The following is a 16,775-nucleotide window of genomic DNA, read 5'->3' as shown; positions in this document are numbered from 1 at the left end:
GCGTTGTATTTTCGTCTTTACGGCGAAGGATTGATCGACGGTGTCCGCATCGATCACATCGACGGGCTTGCCGATCCGGCAGCCTATTGCCGCATGCTGCGCGCCCGGTTCAACACGATTGAACGTCCGTCCGATGCCCTGCCCGGACCCGTCTATGTCGTCGCCGAGAAAATACTCGGAACGCACGAACGGCTCCCGGGAGACTGGGAAATCGGGGGCACGAGCGGTTACGATTTCATGGAAGAGGTCACCGCGCTTCTCCATGAACCTGAAGGCGAGGCGCCCTTGACGGCGCTCTGGACGGAGATAAGCGGGCGCAACACAGACTTTGAAGCAGAAGAACTGCACGCCCGTCAGGAGACGCTCGCCTGGAAGTTCGAAGGGCAGTTGCGCGGTTGTATCGACGCTTTCCGCGCGCTCGCCGACACGGCGCGGGAGGCGGAGGATATTACTTCCGGCATGCTGCGCCGTGCGATCGAACGGCTGCTATGGGTATTTCCCGTTTATCGTACCTATGGAACGGGGACCTCGGCGCCGGATACAGATGCAGAAATTCGCGCCGCCGCCCGTGCACGTGTCGCCCCCCTTGTTCCGCCGGGCGAGGCACCCGTGACGGATATGATTCTTGCATGGCTTGCCGGGGAAGGACCGGGCGACCCGGTCTGCGCGAAGGAAGCCGTGCGACGCTTTCAACAATGATCGGCCCCGAGTGCCGCCAAGGCTGTCGAAGACAAGGCCTTCTACCGGTATGGACGGTTGCTATCGCGGAACGATGTCGGCTTCGACGCCACCCGCTTTGCATCGTCGATCGTGGATTTTCATGCGGCGTCTGTGCGCCGAGCCGCTGCTTTCCCTAACGCCATGCTTGCTACAGCCACTCATGACCACAAGCGCGGCGAAGACGTGCGCACACGGCTGGCGGTTCTGAGCGAGGTGCCGGAGGAATGGCGGAGGCGGGTGGAACGGTGGCAGACAATGAACCGGACCCTGACTTTCGATATCGAACCCGCAGACGTTTACATGCTCTACCAGACATTGTTCGGCACCTGGCCCACCGGTCTGATTGCATCCGATGCAGGCGGGCTTGCGGCACTGGGCGAACGGATCGCCGCGTGGCAGAAGAAAGCGTTGCGCGAAGCGGAGCTGAGATCTTCGTGGGAAGCGCCGGACGAGGACTACGAGAGACGTTGCCTCGAACTTACCGGGGCATTACTCGACCCTGCGCGATCGGCGGAATTTCTGTCGGACTTCACGGATTTCATTGCCTGGACCGAGCCGGCGGCGCGAGCGAACAGCCTCGTGCAAACGGCGCTGCGGTGCGTGGTGCCGGGCGTGCCCGACCTTTATCAAGGCGCGGAGTTGCCGGACCTGAGCCTGGTCGATCCCGATAATCGCCGCCCTGTCGACTATGACTTGCGGCGCGGCTTGCTGACCGGCGAGGACGTAGAGGCGAGCGAATGGGCGAGGATGAAGTTCGCTTTGATTGTCCGTCTCCTCGATGATCGACGCAATCATCCGCTGCTGTTTGCGAACGGCAATTATGAGCCCATAGCGGTGCGGGGTTTGCGCGAGAAATGCGTTCTCGCCTTCCGCCGCCGCTCCGGTGAAGAGGAACTTGTTTGTGCCGTCGCTTTCCGTTGCGCGGCGGCATTGCTTGGTGGAAAGGCGGTCGCGCCCCCGGCTCATTGGTGGGACGACACTGTGCTCGACATATCCGCCACGGACGCATTCGGCGATGGCCGTGCCGCGACGCTTTTCGCGGACGGTCCCGTCTTCGTTTCCGTTCGCCGGATCTGATTCAGGGAGATTATTTCTCGCCAGAGGCCAGAATGCCGGCGGCGAACACCTCGCGGGTGCCGAGCCCTCCATCGACGGTCAGCACCTGACCGGTGATGTAGCTGGCAGCATCCGAAGAGAGAAATGCCACTGCATTACCTATGTCCGCAGCGGTGGCAGCGCGGCCAAGGGGAACGGTGGCGCGGATAATTCGTGCCATCTCCGGGTCGTCGGAAAGCTTGCGCCCCACATCGCGATCGACAAGCGCGGGAGCTACGGCATTCACTCTCACTCCCGACGGGCCAAGACGGCAGGCCAGGTAGCGGGTGAGCTGATCCAGTCCCGATTTGGCCACGTGATACGGCCACGTGCACTGATCCTCACCGACGGAACGCGCCGTGACGGAAGAGATATTCACGATACTCGCGCCCGGGCCCATATGGGGTTGCGCCGCAGCGGCGAGCCAGGCCGCCGCCTGCAGGATCAATGTCCCGTGAATATCCCAGTCGCTTCCCTCGATCTCTCCGATCAGGCTCCGGTTTCGAGCCGGCGCGGCATTGTTCACGATGATGTCGAGTTTGCCGATGAGATTTACGGCTTCCGAGACCGCATGCCGGCAGCCTTCCTGCGTCGTCAGATCGGCCACAACCGCATGACCGCCAATTTCGCGCGCGAGCGCCGCCGCCTCGGTCTCCTGTATATCCACGATAACGACACGTGCGCCATTGCTCGCGAGAACGCGGGCGATGCCGGCTCCGATGCCCTGCGCCGCGCCTGTGACAAGTGCCGTTCGTCCGTCCAGCAGCATCAGCCAGGTTCCTCGAAGGTCCGTCGCGACGGCCGGAGTTCGATCCAGTTCAAATTGGCGCCGCGATGACTTGTAAGACAATGCAGGATCGCTTCGGCGACATCTTCGGGGCGCAGGTGCCAGGGTTCGGCCTCAACGCCGGCAAACCCTGTGGCGACAGTGCCGGGCGCTACGAGACTGACGCCTACGCCAAATTCCGACAGGTCCAGAAACAGCGCTTCGCTGAACCCCTGTATGGCGAATTTCGACGCGCAATAACCCGTACCGCCCGCAAAAGCGTAGCGTCCCGCCCGGCTCCCCAGGTTCACGATGTCCGGCCGCGGCGATTTCTTGAGCCAAGGCAATGCCGCCTTGCAGGCATTGAAAGTGCCGGTGACATTCGTGTCGATCATGTTGCGCCAGTCTTCGGGCGTCATATCCGCGAAGGACGCTATCGTACCTACGCCGGCGCAGTTCACGAGGGCGTCGATGCCGCCCATCGTCTGTGCTGCTTGCTCCGCGACTTTGGCACAGGCCTCTGCATCGCGGACATCGCAGACGGCGCCCAGTATGCCGAGCTTGCTTCGCGCCGCTTCGACACGGGCTGCATTGGTGCCGATGACAAAGACACTCGCGCCACTGGCCGCGAGGCGCTCGGCGGTCGCGTATCCGATGCCGGCCGTGCCGCCGGAGACAAGGACCCTGCGTCCTTCGAGATTTTCCATCTAGGCGGCGGGCTCCGCATGCCGGAACAGCCGGTGCACATGAGGGTAGCGCATCAGCATTTTCCCCAGTCCGTCGAAACTGTCGCCGAACTCGCGGGAATACTGGCCGATGAGTTGCCGCTGCTGCGCATCGTGCGAGATCACAAAGCTGTGCTCCGAACCCAGGCTGGCCTCGGTGGGTTTGACCACATATCCGGCATCGTCGAGGCGCTCCAGATCGATTGAAAAGCGTTCGACGATTTCGTCCTCGGACTTCAGAAGGTTGCGCTTGCGCAGCAAGCTGTAGCGCTCAAGTTCATCCAGGTAGCGGCTGGCGACACTGTCGAGATAGCCGTTTTCGCGCAACTCGTCTCTCAGCAGTTGAAAGAGAGTGCCGTTGATCTGTTCAAGGAGAAGAAAGAAAGCGGTTGCCTTGCCGCTGGACATTTCATTTGTCCCGCGTTCGTCCACAAGCATCTCGTCGATATTGGCTTCCACATAGGCGGTCAGATCGCGTTCGGTCGGCCAGAGGCGCTCTGTCGTGCCCCGCAGGAAGGCATCGTACATCTCGGTGATTTCGGGAGTAAAATCGCGACGGCGTTCGAAGAAGCGCATGATGAGGTCGAACCACGACAAACCATAGGCATCGCAGACGCCGACAACTTCGGTATATATGCGCCCGTTGTGAAGGATTTCGATGGTGAGATCCATCTCTCTGCAGGCTACATAGTCCTCGAAGGGAAGCGTTGAATTGCTGACGAGGATTTCTTCGGACTCGACGGCGACGAACTCCGTGTCTCCGATTGAATACCGCCCGAAGGAGCGCGGCATGATACGAAACTTCGTCTTCATGTCGTACTGACGCCGGACTGCCGGCGTATTCAGTTCGGTCTGCGGCAGCATAATGAGCTGGTACATCCGGATATTGTCGAAACGCATCTCGACGGTGTCGCGAAGCGAATTCCGGTGCGCCCTCAAACTGTCTCCCGGAAGACCGAGGATCAGTTCCGAGTAGGTACCGGTATTGGACGTGTTGGCCATCTTGCCGGCGGCCGCGAGCTGTTCGACGGAAATATTGGAGCGCGAAACATTGGCAAGCACCGTTTCATCGGTGGACTGGAGCGAGGCTGCCATCGAGACGGCGCCATTCAGGGATTTGACGATTTCGACGACGCGCGCCTTCTGATTCTTGCCGGTCGAGACGTGGACATATTTCGGATAGTCGTACTTCTGCTGGCAGTCCGCGATGATCCGCGCCTTTTCCTGATCCTGTTTGAACATCCCGAAATTCGCATCCGAGATAAACAGGTCCTTTGGCCCCCGGATCCGCGAGGACAGATAGTGCATTTCCGCCTCAAGCGGGGCGACGCGCTGACCGACGACGTTGTAATAGGCCGACCCCTCCGTACAGAACGCGCATTTAAAGGGGCAACCCCGCGTGGTGTGGATGAGCGGACAAAGCTTCTCGTCGAAGAACTTGTCCATCAAGCCCATGAGATAGGGAGAAGGGAGCGTTGCCAGGTCGACCCGCGGCAGATCGGGACCGGTGACGAGTTCATCTCCGACGGCGTAGTGCACATTCCCGATTACGGTTCTGGCCGCCTTCAGGCTCGATACGTCCATTTTATGGTCAACGAGTGTGTCGAAGAGCTGGAGAAAAGCTTCCTCACCCTCTTTCACCACATGAAAATCGATAACATCGCCATGACGATCCCAGAACGTCCGGCCCTCCTCGGGCGTGAGCCCGTAATTCGGCCCCCCAAAGACGATAATGGTGTCCGGCCAGCGCGCCTTGATTTGCGCGGCGTAGGCGCGGGAGAGGGCGAAGTTCCACGAATAGTTGGCAAATCCGACGATCGCCGGTTGGTTTTGAAGAAGAGCTTCACTGAAGTCGTCGGGATACTTGAAGAGATCGACTTCAACCTGCGGGCCGCGCTTTTCAATGAGATAGGCGGCCACCAATCCGATAGAGAGCGGAAACACATTCGACGACAGGATCATCCCGTCGTGGGTGAGATCCGCTAGATAAATTCGATGGCCGGACATGAAACACTCCCTGACGAACCGGCGCATTCAGTGAATCCGCCCGATAGGTCCATATCGATTGATAATGGATAGGCAGCCTCCGGTCCACCGGCAGGCACCTGGCGACTTGCGGATCGTCGATGGCGCCAATCGCAGACCCATGCTTCCAGACAAGCGAGATCAAGAAAAACCCAGAAAAATCAAAGGCTTGATTCTCAATCGCCAAGTAAGAAGGTTAGTATTTCGGCGGAATTTATCCCCACTCCCTCCGCGGCGGGCGAAGCTGCCGGCGGTAAACGTCCAATGACAGGAGATTGCGGGATGGCGAAGCTTTTCGAGGATACGAATGAGAACGGCAGTTCCGAAGTGCTGGTGTGGCAGGGCGGAACCGGCACTTTCTGGACATGGGGCGATTTCGCCGGTGCGATGGTATCGCTGGAGGCAAGCCCCGATGGAGAAAACTGGTTCACGGTCGGAACGGCGGCGTGCTTTGGGGAAAAGGCAGTAGGCGGATTCGCCATCGGTCCCTGCAGGCTCCGCGCGACGATCGCCGGCGCCACCGAGGCGACACGCATCTCCGCCGTAGTCTGATACGAGCGACGGCGAAGATGCGTAATCGATTTCAGCGCCGGCCGGCGAACGGATGCGTGCTCGAAAGGCCGCCGTCGACGGCTATGGCCTGGCCATTGACATAGGACGCGTCGTCGCTCGCGAGGAAGAGCGCTGCATGCGCAATCTCGGGCGGCAGTCCATAACGCTTGAGCGGGTTCAACTGGCCGATCCTGTCTTCGGAGCCCCGCGCCCGGGCACCGTCGAATATCGGCTTCGTCATGCCCGTTTCGATGAGGCCGGGACAGATGGCGTTGACGCGCACACCGGTGCCGTAAAATTCATTGGCGGTGGTCTGCACAAGGCTGATCACCCCGGCCTTGCTCGCGCTGTAGGGCGTGCCGCCGGCATTGGCGCGGAGCCCTGCGACGGATGCGGTGCAGATAATCGAGCCGCACCCCTGCCGGATCATGTGCGGACTGGCATATTTGATCGCGAGGAACGGTCCGATCAGGTTGACCGCGAGAATCTGCTGCCAATAGGCGACTGTCTGCTCCTGAAGCGGCACCATGCCGCCGCTGATACCGGCATTCGCATAAAGAACGTCAAGGCCGCCATATTCCGAGATGCAATGCTCGACAAAGCCTTTGACGGCCGTCTCGTCGCTTACATCCGCAGCGACGGATGAAACGGCTCCGCCTTCCTTGCGGATCATCGCCGCCGTTTCGTCGACCGCATCTTCCGCCCGATCGACGACAACGACCTGAGCGCCCTCATGCGCAAACAAAAGGGCGCTGGCGCGACCGATGCCGCTGCCAGCGCCCGTAACGATTGCACGCTTTCCCGATAGCCGTCCCATTCTCCAGTCTCCCTTGGATCGCCATTTTTCAATGAGGCGACTTTAGGGGTTAACCCCGGAAGGGAACAGGCGAAAGAGTTTTCAGAATGCCTTGCCTTCGGAGACGGCCCACTTCACTTCGCCTTGTTCACCCTGGATGACGCCGGCGCTGCCGACGGCAGGGGCTTCCTCGATGGGAGCGGTGCAGTTTTCAGGTGCGTCGCCGACCTTGGTGCAGATCGTCTGATCCGCTACGCGCCAGCTGCCCGCCGTCTCCGCGCCGTCGCCGGCCTTGACGACGATGTTCGAGCTGTCGGGATAGAAGATCTTGGTTACGGTGCCGTCGGCCGCCGTCAGCGTGACAGTATTGCCTACAAGGCCCGCGCCGACATCGGCCATGGCCGGTCCGCCAAGGACAAGTGCGGAAATACCGAACGCGACGGCCAGAGTGATTTTCTTCATGGATACCCTCCCAAATATACCCGCGGCGAAGAACCTTCTCTTCGCCGTTAACCACGAACTCTACATGCCTCACACGGCGGCGCAAGCAGACGCTAGCGGCCGAATCCGGGCGGCTTCAAAAGAAAGATGACGAGCCAGATGGGAATGAGGACCATGGCGCCGAGCAGGAAATGCGGCAATGCCCAGCCGATGCCGTCGCGCACAAACGCAAGGACGGCCTCGGGGGTGAACCCGATATCCTGAAGGACCTCTTCGGCTGTGATGTCGAACGCATTGAGCAGGGCGCCGACCGCCACCGCTCCGATGAAGAACTTTATCAGCGTCGACAAGGCGTGTTGAATCATGAAAGCGCCGCCCGTCCCCGACGAATCAGTGTGAATTAGTCTAGACGGGAGCGGCGCATGGCACAAAGCCCCGGAATCGAAGCATTTTGAAGGAGCGCGGGAGATGCCGGTCGATGACGAGGAGCTGGTTCGGCAGCCCGAGGGCGAGCCAGGCGACTGTTATTACAATGCGGCACGCATAGCCGGGCTGCCCGAAAAAGTAGTGGTGCATCAGTTCAATCCGAATGCGGTCCGCAATACACGCTCTCTGGGTGACATGGCGGGCCTGCAGGACATGGGCGTCCACCTCGTCCGCGTCGAGCCGGGCCGCGATACGACGGAGCATCACTTCCACGGGCAGGACGAGGAATTTCTCTACATTGTGTCCGGCCGGGCCCGGGCGACGGTGGGGGACGCGAGCTTCGAAGTCGGGCCCGGCGATTTCATGGCCTTCCCGAAAAATTCCCCCGCCCATTCCATGCACGTACCCGAGGACGCCGGAGAGGACTGTGTCTATCTGATGGGTGGTACGCGCTCACCCATCGACGTCTGCACCTATCCTCGCCTGGCGCGGCGCATGTACCGGGTCGACGGGGCCAAGGAATACGCGGCTCTCGCCGATTTCAGGAAGGTCTGACGCCTCACCGGCCGAAAAGTTTCTTCAGCGTCTCCTCGGGTGTCGGCTTCGCCTCCTCCGGCGCCGGTTCATCTGCGTCGCCGGTGTTTTCATTCGACGGCTCCCCCATCAGGCCTTTCAGCAGTCCCTTGCCGCCGTCTTCCTTGATGGATTTGATGGTATTGCCGATGTTTTCGCGGTTTTCGATGATGGCTTTCAGGTCGGGCGCGAAACGCGGCTGCGACCATGGCCCGGAAACGATGATGGGTACCTCGATGCCCTTGACGTCCGTCGCGCCGCCCTGACCTTCGAGCGATGCTGCGAGCTTCGGCTCGACACGGTAGTTGAGCGTCTTCTCGAGAATGTTCACGGTGCCCGCGCCCGAGATTCGGATAAGGGGCGAGAGCAGTTTGAGATCGTCGTTGCGGAGAATGCCCTTGTCGATCGTGAACGTGCCGCCAAGTTCCGAGAAATCGGTGTCCTGGGTACCGCCCGCCTGCCAGCCGCTCGTCGCGGCGGTGAGCGCGGTGCGCGTGAGCTGGGCGAGGTTGATGCCCTTGATCTTGCCATTGGTGAACTTGACATTGCCGTTGCCGCCGAGCGCCGCAATCATGTCGCGTTGGCTGCGGCCCGAGGTGGCGACGGAAATCCCGATGGCGCTTGTGCCTTGCAGCCGGGAAAAATCCGCGGCGTCGGTGAGCAGAGGCTCCGCGGCGACGCCGGAGAGCCGGAAGTCGGCTTTCAATTGAGGCGTGTTTCCCGCACCGTTCAGTGTCAGCGCGCCGGAGCCTTGGCCTTCATACAGATTGAGCTTGCCGAGATTGGCCGTAAGCACGCCGTTGGCGAGTTTGAGATTGAGCGCGCTCTCGCCGATTTTGATCTTCTGAAAAAGGATCTGCTGCGTCGAGAAGGCGAAGTCGGCGTCGACGGCCTTGAGGCCGGACATATCGATGGGGTCCGTGCTCCAGCCGGCATCTCCACCGGCACTTCCGCCACCCGAATTGCCGCCCGCAGTTTCCTCCGCGAGATAAGTATTCACGTCGATCCGGTCGACGGCCAGATCGCCTTTGATGTAGGGGCGCGCACCGCCCGTGCGAACGCCGAGATTACCCGTGGCATTCATGCCGTCGAAACCGATTTCCGCATCGGAAAACCGGTAGTCGTTCCCGCCGCCGCTCGCTTTGCCCTTGATGGAGAGCGGACCGAAGCCTTCGCCGGCGGGAAGCGGACTGCCACCCCATGCGGCGAGGTCGCGGACTGAAGGAACATTCAGATCGACATCGCCCGCGAAGGCGAGTCCGTCCAGCGGTTTTAGGGTGCCGGTATATGACGCCTTCACTTTAGGCGCCGCGATTGAAAGTGCGACGGGTGTTTCTCCCCCTTCCGTCAGTGCGCGCGGACGATCCGCGCGCAGGTCGACGCCGATTTTGTCGCCGTTCCACACGAGCGACCCATTCGCGAGGAAAGGATCGTCGAGGCTGGGAAGTGCCAAGTCTATATTCACCTGCTCGGCGGCATAGTTCGCGCCCGTCTGTGCATTGCGGTAGGTGGCGGTGCCGTTCCTGATCGATATCTCTCCGAGGCTTACACCGCCGAGTGAGGTCTCTCCGCCGGCCCCTTCGCTTTCCCCGGCAGGCGCAGCTTGCGTCTTCCGGGCGCCCTCGAACTGCCAGTTCGGCGTGCCGTCTTTTCGTACTTCAAGATGAATGACGGGATCGACCAGCGAGAAGCTGTCGATCTCGACATTGCCGCTGAACAGGGGCATCAGTTTCAATGCCGCCCGCATTTCCTTCATCGACGCCATCTCGGGCTCGCGGGCCCACGAAGCGTTCGAGAAGCCGACATTTTCAAGCGATACGCCGATATTGGGGAAGAACGACAAACCTATATCGCCATCGATGCGCAGGTCGCGGCCCGTCTGCTCCTTTACGACACCGACCACCTTGTTCTTGTAGGTCTCCATCGGGATAAGCATGGGGACGACGATTACGACGGCAATCAGGACGAGGACAAGACCGACAAGAACGGCGACGAGGCGGGACATGAGCGTCTCTCCCAGATTTGTGTGGCTGCAGCGCTTTGCGTGCCGCGGCGGTTCCTTTCATGCCGAGGGTCGAAATATGGCTCCAGCATGATGACGGCGAGCATAGCAGAGAGAGCCGCATGCGAAATGTGCGGGTCTCGCTATTTTCCGCAACTCGTCGGCCGAAACATGCCGGCTGAAACGGCCCGATTGGGTACTTGATCGGGAACGGGGCCGTTCCTAAAGTTCGCCGCCTGATGAAAGGAACAGCCCATGACCTCGCACATAGCGCCATCGGATTGCCCGCTTTGGGAGCCGTCCGCCGCCGCAGTCGCGGCATCGAACATGACGGCATTCATGGCGCTGGTGAATGAGCGGCATGGATTGCGGCTGACCGGCTACGCCGAATTGCACGCCTGGTCGATTTCGATGCCGGCCGCATTCTGGGATGCGATCTGGGATTATGCCGGCGTCATCGGCGAGAAAGGGGACATCGCGCTCGCGGACGGGGATCGCATGCCGGGTGCGCGCTTCTTCCCCGAAGCACGGCTCAATTTCGCGGAAAATTTGTTGCGCACCGATGGCGCCGATCCCGTGCTTCTCTTCAACAACGAAGGCGCGATGTCGAAGCCGGTGGGCGCGGCCGAACTGCGTGCAACCGTGGCCCGGTTTGCTGCCGTCCTGAGGGGATGGGGGGTCGGGCCGGGCGACCGCGTCGCCGCCTTCATGCCCAATTGCCCGGAAACGATCGTTGCCATGCTGGCGGCGGCGAGCATTGGCGCGGTTTTTTCTTCATGCTCGCCGGATTTCGGCGTGCGTGGCGTGCTCGACCGCTTCGGACAAATCGGACCCAGGGTTCTGATTGCCTGCGACGGATACCGGTATGCGGGAAAGGTGCTTCCCGCGCATGAAAAACTTGCGGAAATCGTGGCGGGACTGCCGACGCTGGAGCATGTCGCCATCGTGCCGTTTATCGGCGAGGGTCCGAAGGACATTCCGAAAGCGGAGGATTGGTCGCGGCTTGTCGCAAACGCGCCGGCAACACCGCTCCACTTCGAGCGACTGCCATTCGCTCACCCGCTCTACATCATGTATTCGAGCGGCACCACAGGCGTTCCGAAATGCATCGTTCATTCGGCCGGTGGAACGCTGTTGCAGCACCTGAAGGAGCACAAGCTTCATTGCGACATCAAGGCAGGCGAAACGCTCTTCTATTTCACGACCTGCGGCTGGATGATGTGGAACTGGCTGGTGTCGGGCCTCGCGGCCGGAGCCACGCTTGCGCTCTATGACGGGTCCCCCTTTGCGCCCAATGAGCGTGTGCTGTTCGACTATATCGACGCCGCCGCAATCAACGTCTTCGGAACCTCGGCCAAATTTATCGACGCCGTAAAGAAATCCGGGCTGAGGCCGCGCGAGACGCACGATCTTTCGTCGATGCGCATGATCCTTTCGACCGGTTCGCCGCTGGTGCCGGAGAGTTTCAATTTCGTCTATGAGGATGTGAAGAACGACGTCGCTCTCTGCTCGATCTCGGGCGGCACCGACATTGTTTCCTGCTTCGTGCTCGGCAGTCCCGTACTCCCCGTTTATCGCGGGGAAATTCAGGCACGGGGACTTGGCATGGCTGTCGAGGTCTGGGACGAGGCCGGGGAAGAGCTGCGACCGGGGCAGGGCGAGGCGAGCAAGGGCGAACTCGTCTGCACCAAACCGTTTCCATCCATGCCAATCGGATTCTGGAATGACGAAAGCGGGACGAAATACCGCGCCGCTTACTTCGACCGTTTCCCCGGGGTGTGGTGCCACGGCGATTTCGCGGAAATCACGGCACATGACGGCATCGTCATTCATGGCCGCTCGGACGCCACACTCAATCCGGGCGGCGTGCGAATTGGTACGGCGGAAATCTATGCGCAGGTAGAGCAACTGCCCGAAGTGCAAGAGGCCCTCGCTATCGGACAGGACTGGCAGGGCGATGTGCGCGTGGTTCTTTTCGTCGTGATGAAGCCGGGCGTACCGCTCGACGAGGCGATGGAGCGGCGTATACGCACCAGAATCCGAGACGGCGCATCGCCTCGTCACGTTCCGGCAAAGATCGTTGCTGTCTCGGATATTCCGCGGACGAAATCCGGCAAGATCACCGAACTCGCCGTGCGCGACATCGTTCACGGCCGCGACGTGAAAAACAGGGAAGCACTCGCGAATCCGGAGGCCTTGTCGCTCTATAGAGACCTGCCCGAGCTTTCCACCTAGTGCGCGTCGCGCTCGGCGATCAGCAGCCGTCCTCCAAGGCCCGCCATCGGCACGTGCCGCCCCTCGATCCACGCGCGGATCATGGCGTTGACGGCCTCAGGGGCCTCCTGCTGCACCCAATGGGAAACCTGCGGCAGATAGCGGATCGTGATGTCGCTCACCAGATCCTCTGTGCCGTAGGTCAATTCCTTGCCAAGCGCCGAATCTGCTTCGCCCCATATCATAAGTGTGGGTGTCTCCAGGAGCGGCGGATCGGTCCACTCCTTGGGCGGCGCACCGCGGAAGTTCGCACGGTAGTAATTGATCATCGCCGTCATGGCGCCCGGCAATTGAGCGTTCTTCCTGTAATGATCGAGAACGGAATCCGGGAAGCGGCTCTTGTCGATGGCCATGCCCCGGAAGGCCTCCCCGATGGCATGAGCATTCCGCGCGAGCAGCAGCTTTTCCGGCAGCCAGGGAATCTGGAAGAAGAAGACATACCAGGAGCGCTTCAACTGCGCCCATGTGCGAAGGCCCCTCGCAAAAAGCGTGGGGTGCGGCAGGTTCATGACGATGAAGCGCTCGAGTGGACGCACGCCCGCGAGCGCGAAGGTCCATGCGATAACCCCGCCCCAGTCATGGGCGACGAGCGTTACCGGCCCGGAGACGCCGCGCGCACGGGCAGCGTCGATGAGGCCTGCGACGTCGTCCAGCAGATGCGGCATGGCGTAAGCCGCCCGTTCCTTGGGACGGGAACTTCCGCCATAGCCGCGAAGATTGGGAGCCCAGACCGTGTAGCCAAGCTCCGCGAGCACCGGCATCAAATAGCGCCATGAGAACTTGCTCTCCGGAAAGCCATGCAGCAGGAGTGCAAACTTGTCGCCGCTGCCGCACATGTCGACCTCAAAGGCCAGCCCGTTGGCTTCGATATAGGCAGTGCTGATCGGGTGGGCGTTCATGCGTTCCTCGCCGGGCTTTTGTTTTGGGAACTATAGTCGATTCCGTCGGGAAGCACGCACTATCGCGGACCTGACAGATTGCGAAGATTTCCGTATGGTTTCAGGACATTTGCCGGCAGCGCATGTCTCGGGGGAGACGGTTGCCGGGCTGCCAGCCGGGGGTTTCACGTATGAGCACACCGTTCGCGCCGCGCCAGTGGTCGTCGCGCTTCGCCTTCCTGATGGCCGCGATCGGCAGCGCCGTGGGCCTCGGCAATATCTGGCGCTTCCCTTATCTGGCGGGGGAGAACGGTGGCGGCGCATTTATCGTGATCTATGCGATTACGACCATGGGCATCGCCCTCCCGATCCTGATCTCCGAGATAATGCTCGGCCGCATGGGGAAGCAAAGCCCGATAAACACCATGCGCAAGCTGATCGCCGAGAACAAGGCGGCGCGTTTCTGGACCCTGATCGGATGGGGTGGAACGATTGGCGCCTTCATCGTTCTGTCCTACTACAGCGTGATCGGAGGATGGGCACTCAAATATGTAGAGCTTGCTCTGACAGGCGCCTTTGCCGGTGAGACGAATGCTGCGGCGGCCGAGCATTTTTCGGTCTTTGTAGCGGACCCCTATAGCGTCTCGTTGTGGCAGACGCTCTTTCTCGTCTTCACCATCGGTATTGTCGCGGCCGGGGTGACCTCGGGTATCGAAAGGGCGGTGGTGCTGTTGATGCCGTTGCTCTTTTTCCTCCTCGTCGGCATGGCGATATATGCCGCCACGACACCGGGTTTCGGCAAGGCGATGGTGTTCATGTTCGCCTTCGAATTCGATGAAGTAACGCCGGGAACCATACTTGCGGCCATCGGGCAGGGCTTTTTCTCCGTCAGCGTCGCGCTCGGCGCGATGATGACTTATGGCGCCTATCTCGATGAGGACGCTTCCATCGGCCGCTCGGCCGTCATCATCGCCGCCGCGGACACGATGGTGGCATTACTTGCGGGCATCGCCATTTTCCCGCTCGTTTTTACCTACGGACTCGAGCCATCGAGCGGTCCCGGCCTCACCTTCATCACTTTGCCTATCGCTTTCGGCACGATAGGCGGCGGCGTCCTGATCGGTGCGGCCTTTTTTCTGTTGCTGTCGGTGGCGGCTATTACGTCCGCCATCTCGTTGCTGGAGCCGGTTGTGGCCTGGGTGGAGGAAGGCATTCGCCTTCCGCGCAAATGGCTGGCGCTGATCGTCGGTGCCGCTGCATGGGCCCTCGGGATCGGCACGGTGCTCTCTTTCAACGCATGGGCCGATTTCTACCCGCTCGCCCGTTTTGGCCTCATGGCGGACAAAACGGTGTTCGATGTGCTGGATTTCACGACATCGAATATCGTCATGCCGACGGTCGGATTGCTGATGTCCCTCTTCGCCGGCTGGGTGCTCTCGGGCGCTATGGTCGAGGAAGCGCTGGGGGCGCGGGGCAGGCTCTGGTTCCGGCTCTGGCGCTTCGCGCTCCGCTATATCGCCCCCCTTGGGGTTGTTTCGATTTTCGTGGCTAACGTGCTGATGTAGCGCTTTTTTCGCCGGCAAGACGAATTTGGCTGTGGCGGTCCCGGCGGGCTTGTCATCCGGGCGGCGGCGAATTAAGTTCCCGGCCATCGCGCGGCCATGGCTTCGAGGCCAACCCGTGTGATCCCGTGCAGCCGTAGCTCAGCTGGTTAGAGCGCTAGATTGTGGATCTAGAGGTCCCCCGTTCGATCCGGGGCGGCTGTACCATTTTCCGCCGACATACCTCGTCGTCTGCGTGAGGCCTAATTCGCTCCATTTTCGGATCGTGGAGCGGTTCGGGATGAACGCGGGCCCGGCGCGCTCGTTGGCAACCTCAACCTCAAGCTCAAGGTCATGGTCGCCGGCTGCCGCGAATGGCGACTTCCCGCTTGCGCGCCCGCGTCCGGTGGTGCTTTGCTCCGGCCAACGAAAATCACCGGAGGAACGGAACATGACCCTTACCGTCTATGGCGCAAGCCTGTCGCCTTTCGTGCGCAAGGTGCGCGTATTCCTGGCCGAGAAGGGACAGGACTACACGCTGGAACAGGTCAACATCTTCCCGCCGCCGGACTGGTTTCTCGAAATCTCGCCGCTGAAGCGCATCCCCGTGCTGCGCGACGACAGCGTGGGCGCGAACGCGACGCTGCCGGATTCCTCCGCCATCTGCGGCTATCTCGAAAAGAAATATCCCTCGCCCGCGCTCTACCCGCAGGACCCCTTCGCCTTCGGCCAGGCGCTCTGGTACGAGGAATATGCGGACTCCGACCTCGCCGGCAATGTCGGCATGGGTACCTTCCGGCCGATGATCGTGAACCGCATGATGGGCAAGGAGGCGGACACCGCCACCGCCGAGAAGACGATGACCGAAAAGCTGCCGCGCAACTTCGCCTATCTCGAAAAGGAGATCGGCACGAAGACGTTCCTGTGCGGCCATACGTTCGGCCTCGCCGACATCGCCGTCGCCACGCATTTCGTCAACCTCGCCCATGCGGGCTTCAAGCCCGACGCGGCCGCCTATCCGAACCTCACGCGCTACCTCGCCGCCATCCTGGCCCGTCCGAGCTTCGCGGCCTGCATCGAGGAAGAGACGGCCCTTCTGAAGAAATTCGGCATCTGAGCTTGCCGCCGGCGCCGGGAACCGCGCGATTCCCGGCGCCGCCGCGCGCACCATGCTTTCTCTTCAAATCGGCACTCAAACCGGCTATCTCTTGGGTAACGAAAAATCCGACAAACAACCGGAATCCCAAGGGAGAAATCGATGGCCGACAACGCCGCTAAATGGCCCGCCATGACGATCGAGGAGGCACATGCCTTCCTGACGTCGCCGGGCACGCCTTTCGAAATGGAAACGGTCGAAATCCGCGGCGTGCCGATCCGCACCTACAAGAACGCGCCGCCGAGCCTGCGCGCGGTCTTCGATCTGGGCCGCGCCTGGGGCGAACGCGAATTCATCGTCTATGAGGGCGAGCGGCTCACCTACGAAAATCACTACCGCGCGGCAACGGCCTTCGGCCGCGTGCTGAAGGAGAAGTATGGCGTGAAGAAGGGCGACCGCGTCGCGCTCATCATGCGCAACTTCCCCGAATGGTCGATCGTCTTCTGGGCCGTGGCCGCCATCGGCGGCGTCATCGTGCCGCTGAACGCCTGGGGCACCGGCCCCGAACTCGAATACGGCGTTTCGGATTCCGGCTCCAGGGTCCTGATTGTCGATCACGAACGTCTCGATCGCATCCGCCCGCATCTGAAGTCGCTCGGGCTCGACGGCCTCGTCGCGGTTCGCACGCCCGCCGACGAACTCGGCGTCGCCGAAGCCTTCGAGGCGCTGGTCGCGAAACCGGACGACTATGCGAAACTCCCGGCGGAGGCGTTGCCCGATCCCGGCATGCAGCCGGAAGACGACGCGACGATCTTCTATACCTCCGGCACGACGGGCAAGCCCAAGGGCGCGCTCGGCTCCCAGC

General features: G+C 61.3%; 15 protein-coding genes, 1 tRNA gene and 1 pseudogene. 9 read left to right on the top strand and 8 right to left on the bottom strand.

What is annotated here, in order from left to right:
• Window positions 1-699 (top strand): annotated as a pseudogene (locus Q8S60_RS02615) (malto-oligosyltrehalose synthase); the annotation flags it as partial.
• A gap of 162 nt (window positions 700-861) precedes the next feature.
• Window positions 862-1,797, top strand: a complete 936-nt coding sequence (locus tag Q8S60_RS02610) for a hypothetical protein (protein ID WP_305668300.1) — start codon at window positions 862-864, stop codon at window positions 1,795-1,797.
• A gap of 10 nt (window positions 1,798-1,807) precedes the next feature.
• Here Q8S60_RS02610 and Q8S60_RS02605 read toward each other — a convergent pair whose 3' ends face one another.
• Genes Q8S60_RS02605 through Q8S60_RS02595 form a run of 3 tightly spaced genes read right to left on the bottom strand, consistent with a single transcriptional unit; the run spans window position 1,808 to window position 5,340 of the window.
• Window positions 1,808-2,584 (bottom strand): SDR family NAD(P)-dependent oxidoreductase, encoded by a 777-nt coding sequence (locus Q8S60_RS02605; RefSeq protein WP_305275974.1) that lies wholly within the window; start codon window positions 2,582-2,584, stop codon window positions 1,808-1,810.
• Window positions 2,584-3,288: an SDR family NAD(P)-dependent oxidoreductase gene (locus Q8S60_RS02600; RefSeq protein WP_305275975.1), complete on the bottom strand. Its 705-nt coding sequence runs from the start codon at window positions 3,286-3,288 to the stop codon at window positions 2,584-2,586. The genes Q8S60_RS02605 and Q8S60_RS02600 overlap by 1 nt, the downstream gene beginning before the upstream one ends.
• Window positions 3,289-5,340, bottom strand: a complete 2,052-nt coding sequence (locus tag Q8S60_RS02595; RefSeq protein WP_305275976.1) for a B12-binding domain-containing radical SAM protein — start codon at window positions 5,338-5,340, stop codon at window positions 3,289-3,291. It lies immediately after the preceding gene.
• Between the two features lie 273 nt (window positions 5,341-5,613).
• Here Q8S60_RS02595 and Q8S60_RS02590 point away from each other — a divergent pair, with 273 nt between their 5' ends.
• On the top strand, window positions 5,614-5,883 hold the full coding sequence (locus tag Q8S60_RS02590) for a hypothetical protein (protein ID WP_305275977.1): 270 nt from the start codon (window positions 5,614-5,616) through the stop codon (window positions 5,881-5,883).
• Between the two features lie 31 nt (window positions 5,884-5,914).
• Here Q8S60_RS02590 and Q8S60_RS02585 read toward each other — a convergent pair whose 3' ends face one another.
• The 3 genes from Q8S60_RS02585 to Q8S60_RS02575 form a co-directional block, all read right to left on the bottom strand.
• Window positions 5,915-6,700 carry an SDR family NAD(P)-dependent oxidoreductase gene (locus tag Q8S60_RS02585; protein ID WP_305275978.1) on the bottom strand — a complete coding sequence of 262 codons (786 nt, stop codon included), beginning with the start codon at window positions 6,698-6,700 and terminating at the stop codon, window positions 5,915-5,917.
• 81 nt (window positions 6,701-6,781) lie between these two features.
• Window positions 6,782-7,141 (bottom strand): hypothetical protein, encoded by a 360-nt coding sequence (locus Q8S60_RS02580; RefSeq protein WP_305275979.1) that lies wholly within the window; start codon window positions 7,139-7,141, stop codon window positions 6,782-6,784.
• Between the two features lie 92 nt (window positions 7,142-7,233).
• Window positions 7,234-7,485 carry a DUF6460 domain-containing protein gene (locus tag Q8S60_RS02575; RefSeq protein ID WP_305275980.1) on the bottom strand — a complete coding sequence of 84 codons (252 nt, stop codon included), beginning with the start codon at window positions 7,483-7,485 and terminating at the stop codon, window positions 7,234-7,236.
• Between the two features lie 103 nt (window positions 7,486-7,588).
• Between Q8S60_RS02575 and Q8S60_RS02570 the strand changes: the two genes are divergently transcribed.
• Window positions 7,589-8,101, top strand: a complete 513-nt coding sequence (locus Q8S60_RS02570) for a cupin domain-containing protein (protein WP_305275981.1) — start codon at window positions 7,589-7,591, stop codon at window positions 8,099-8,101.
• Window positions 8,102-8,105: 4 nt separating this feature from the next.
• Here Q8S60_RS02570 and Q8S60_RS02565 read toward each other — a convergent pair whose 3' ends face one another.
• A complete protein-coding gene (locus Q8S60_RS02565) occupies window positions 8,106-10,124 on the bottom strand; it encodes an AsmA family protein (RefSeq protein WP_305275982.1) in 2,019 nt (672 codons plus the stop codon).
• Window positions 10,125-10,376: 252 nt separating this feature from the next.
• On the opposite strand from Q8S60_RS02565, the gene Q8S60_RS02560 reads away from it, so the two are divergent.
• The gene (locus Q8S60_RS02560; protein ID WP_305275983.1) at window positions 10,377-12,356 is read left to right on the top strand and encodes an acetoacetate--CoA ligase; all 1,980 of its coding nucleotides are present in this window, start codon (window positions 10,377-10,379) and stop codon (window positions 12,354-12,356) included.
• Here Q8S60_RS02560 and Q8S60_RS02555 read toward each other — a convergent pair.
• On the bottom strand, window positions 12,353-13,294 hold the full coding sequence (locus Q8S60_RS02555; RefSeq protein ID WP_305668299.1) for an alpha/beta fold hydrolase: 942 nt from the start codon (window positions 13,292-13,294) through the stop codon (window positions 12,353-12,355). The genes Q8S60_RS02560 and Q8S60_RS02555 overlap by 4 nt on opposite strands.
• A 170-nt stretch (window positions 13,295-13,464) precedes the next feature.
• Between Q8S60_RS02555 and Q8S60_RS02550 the strand changes: the two genes are divergently transcribed.
• The 4 genes from Q8S60_RS02550 to Q8S60_RS02535 all read left to right on the top strand — a co-directional run.
• On the top strand, window positions 13,465-14,838 hold the full coding sequence (locus Q8S60_RS02550; RefSeq protein ID WP_305275985.1) for a sodium-dependent transporter: 1,374 nt from the start codon (window positions 13,465-13,467) through the stop codon (window positions 14,836-14,838).
• Between the two features lie 127 nt (window positions 14,839-14,965).
• A tRNA-His gene (locus Q8S60_RS02545) sits at window positions 14,966-15,042 on the top strand.
• 223 nt (window positions 15,043-15,265) lie between these two features.
• Window positions 15,266-15,931: a glutathione S-transferase family protein gene (locus Q8S60_RS02540; protein ID WP_305275986.1), complete on the top strand. Its 666-nt coding sequence runs from the start codon at window positions 15,266-15,268 to the stop codon at window positions 15,929-15,931.
• A 141-nt stretch (window positions 15,932-16,072) separates the two neighbouring features.
• Window positions 16,073-16,775 (top strand): class I adenylate-forming enzyme family protein (locus tag Q8S60_RS02535; protein WP_305668298.1); only part of this gene is annotated, 703 nt, incomplete at its 3' end.

Source organism: Parvibaculum sp. (assembly GCF_030694575.1).
Taxonomy (GTDB): domain Bacteria; phylum Pseudomonadota; class Alphaproteobacteria; order Parvibaculales; family Parvibaculaceae; genus Parvibaculum.
This window is presented reverse-complemented; position numbering and strand designations above follow the sequence as displayed.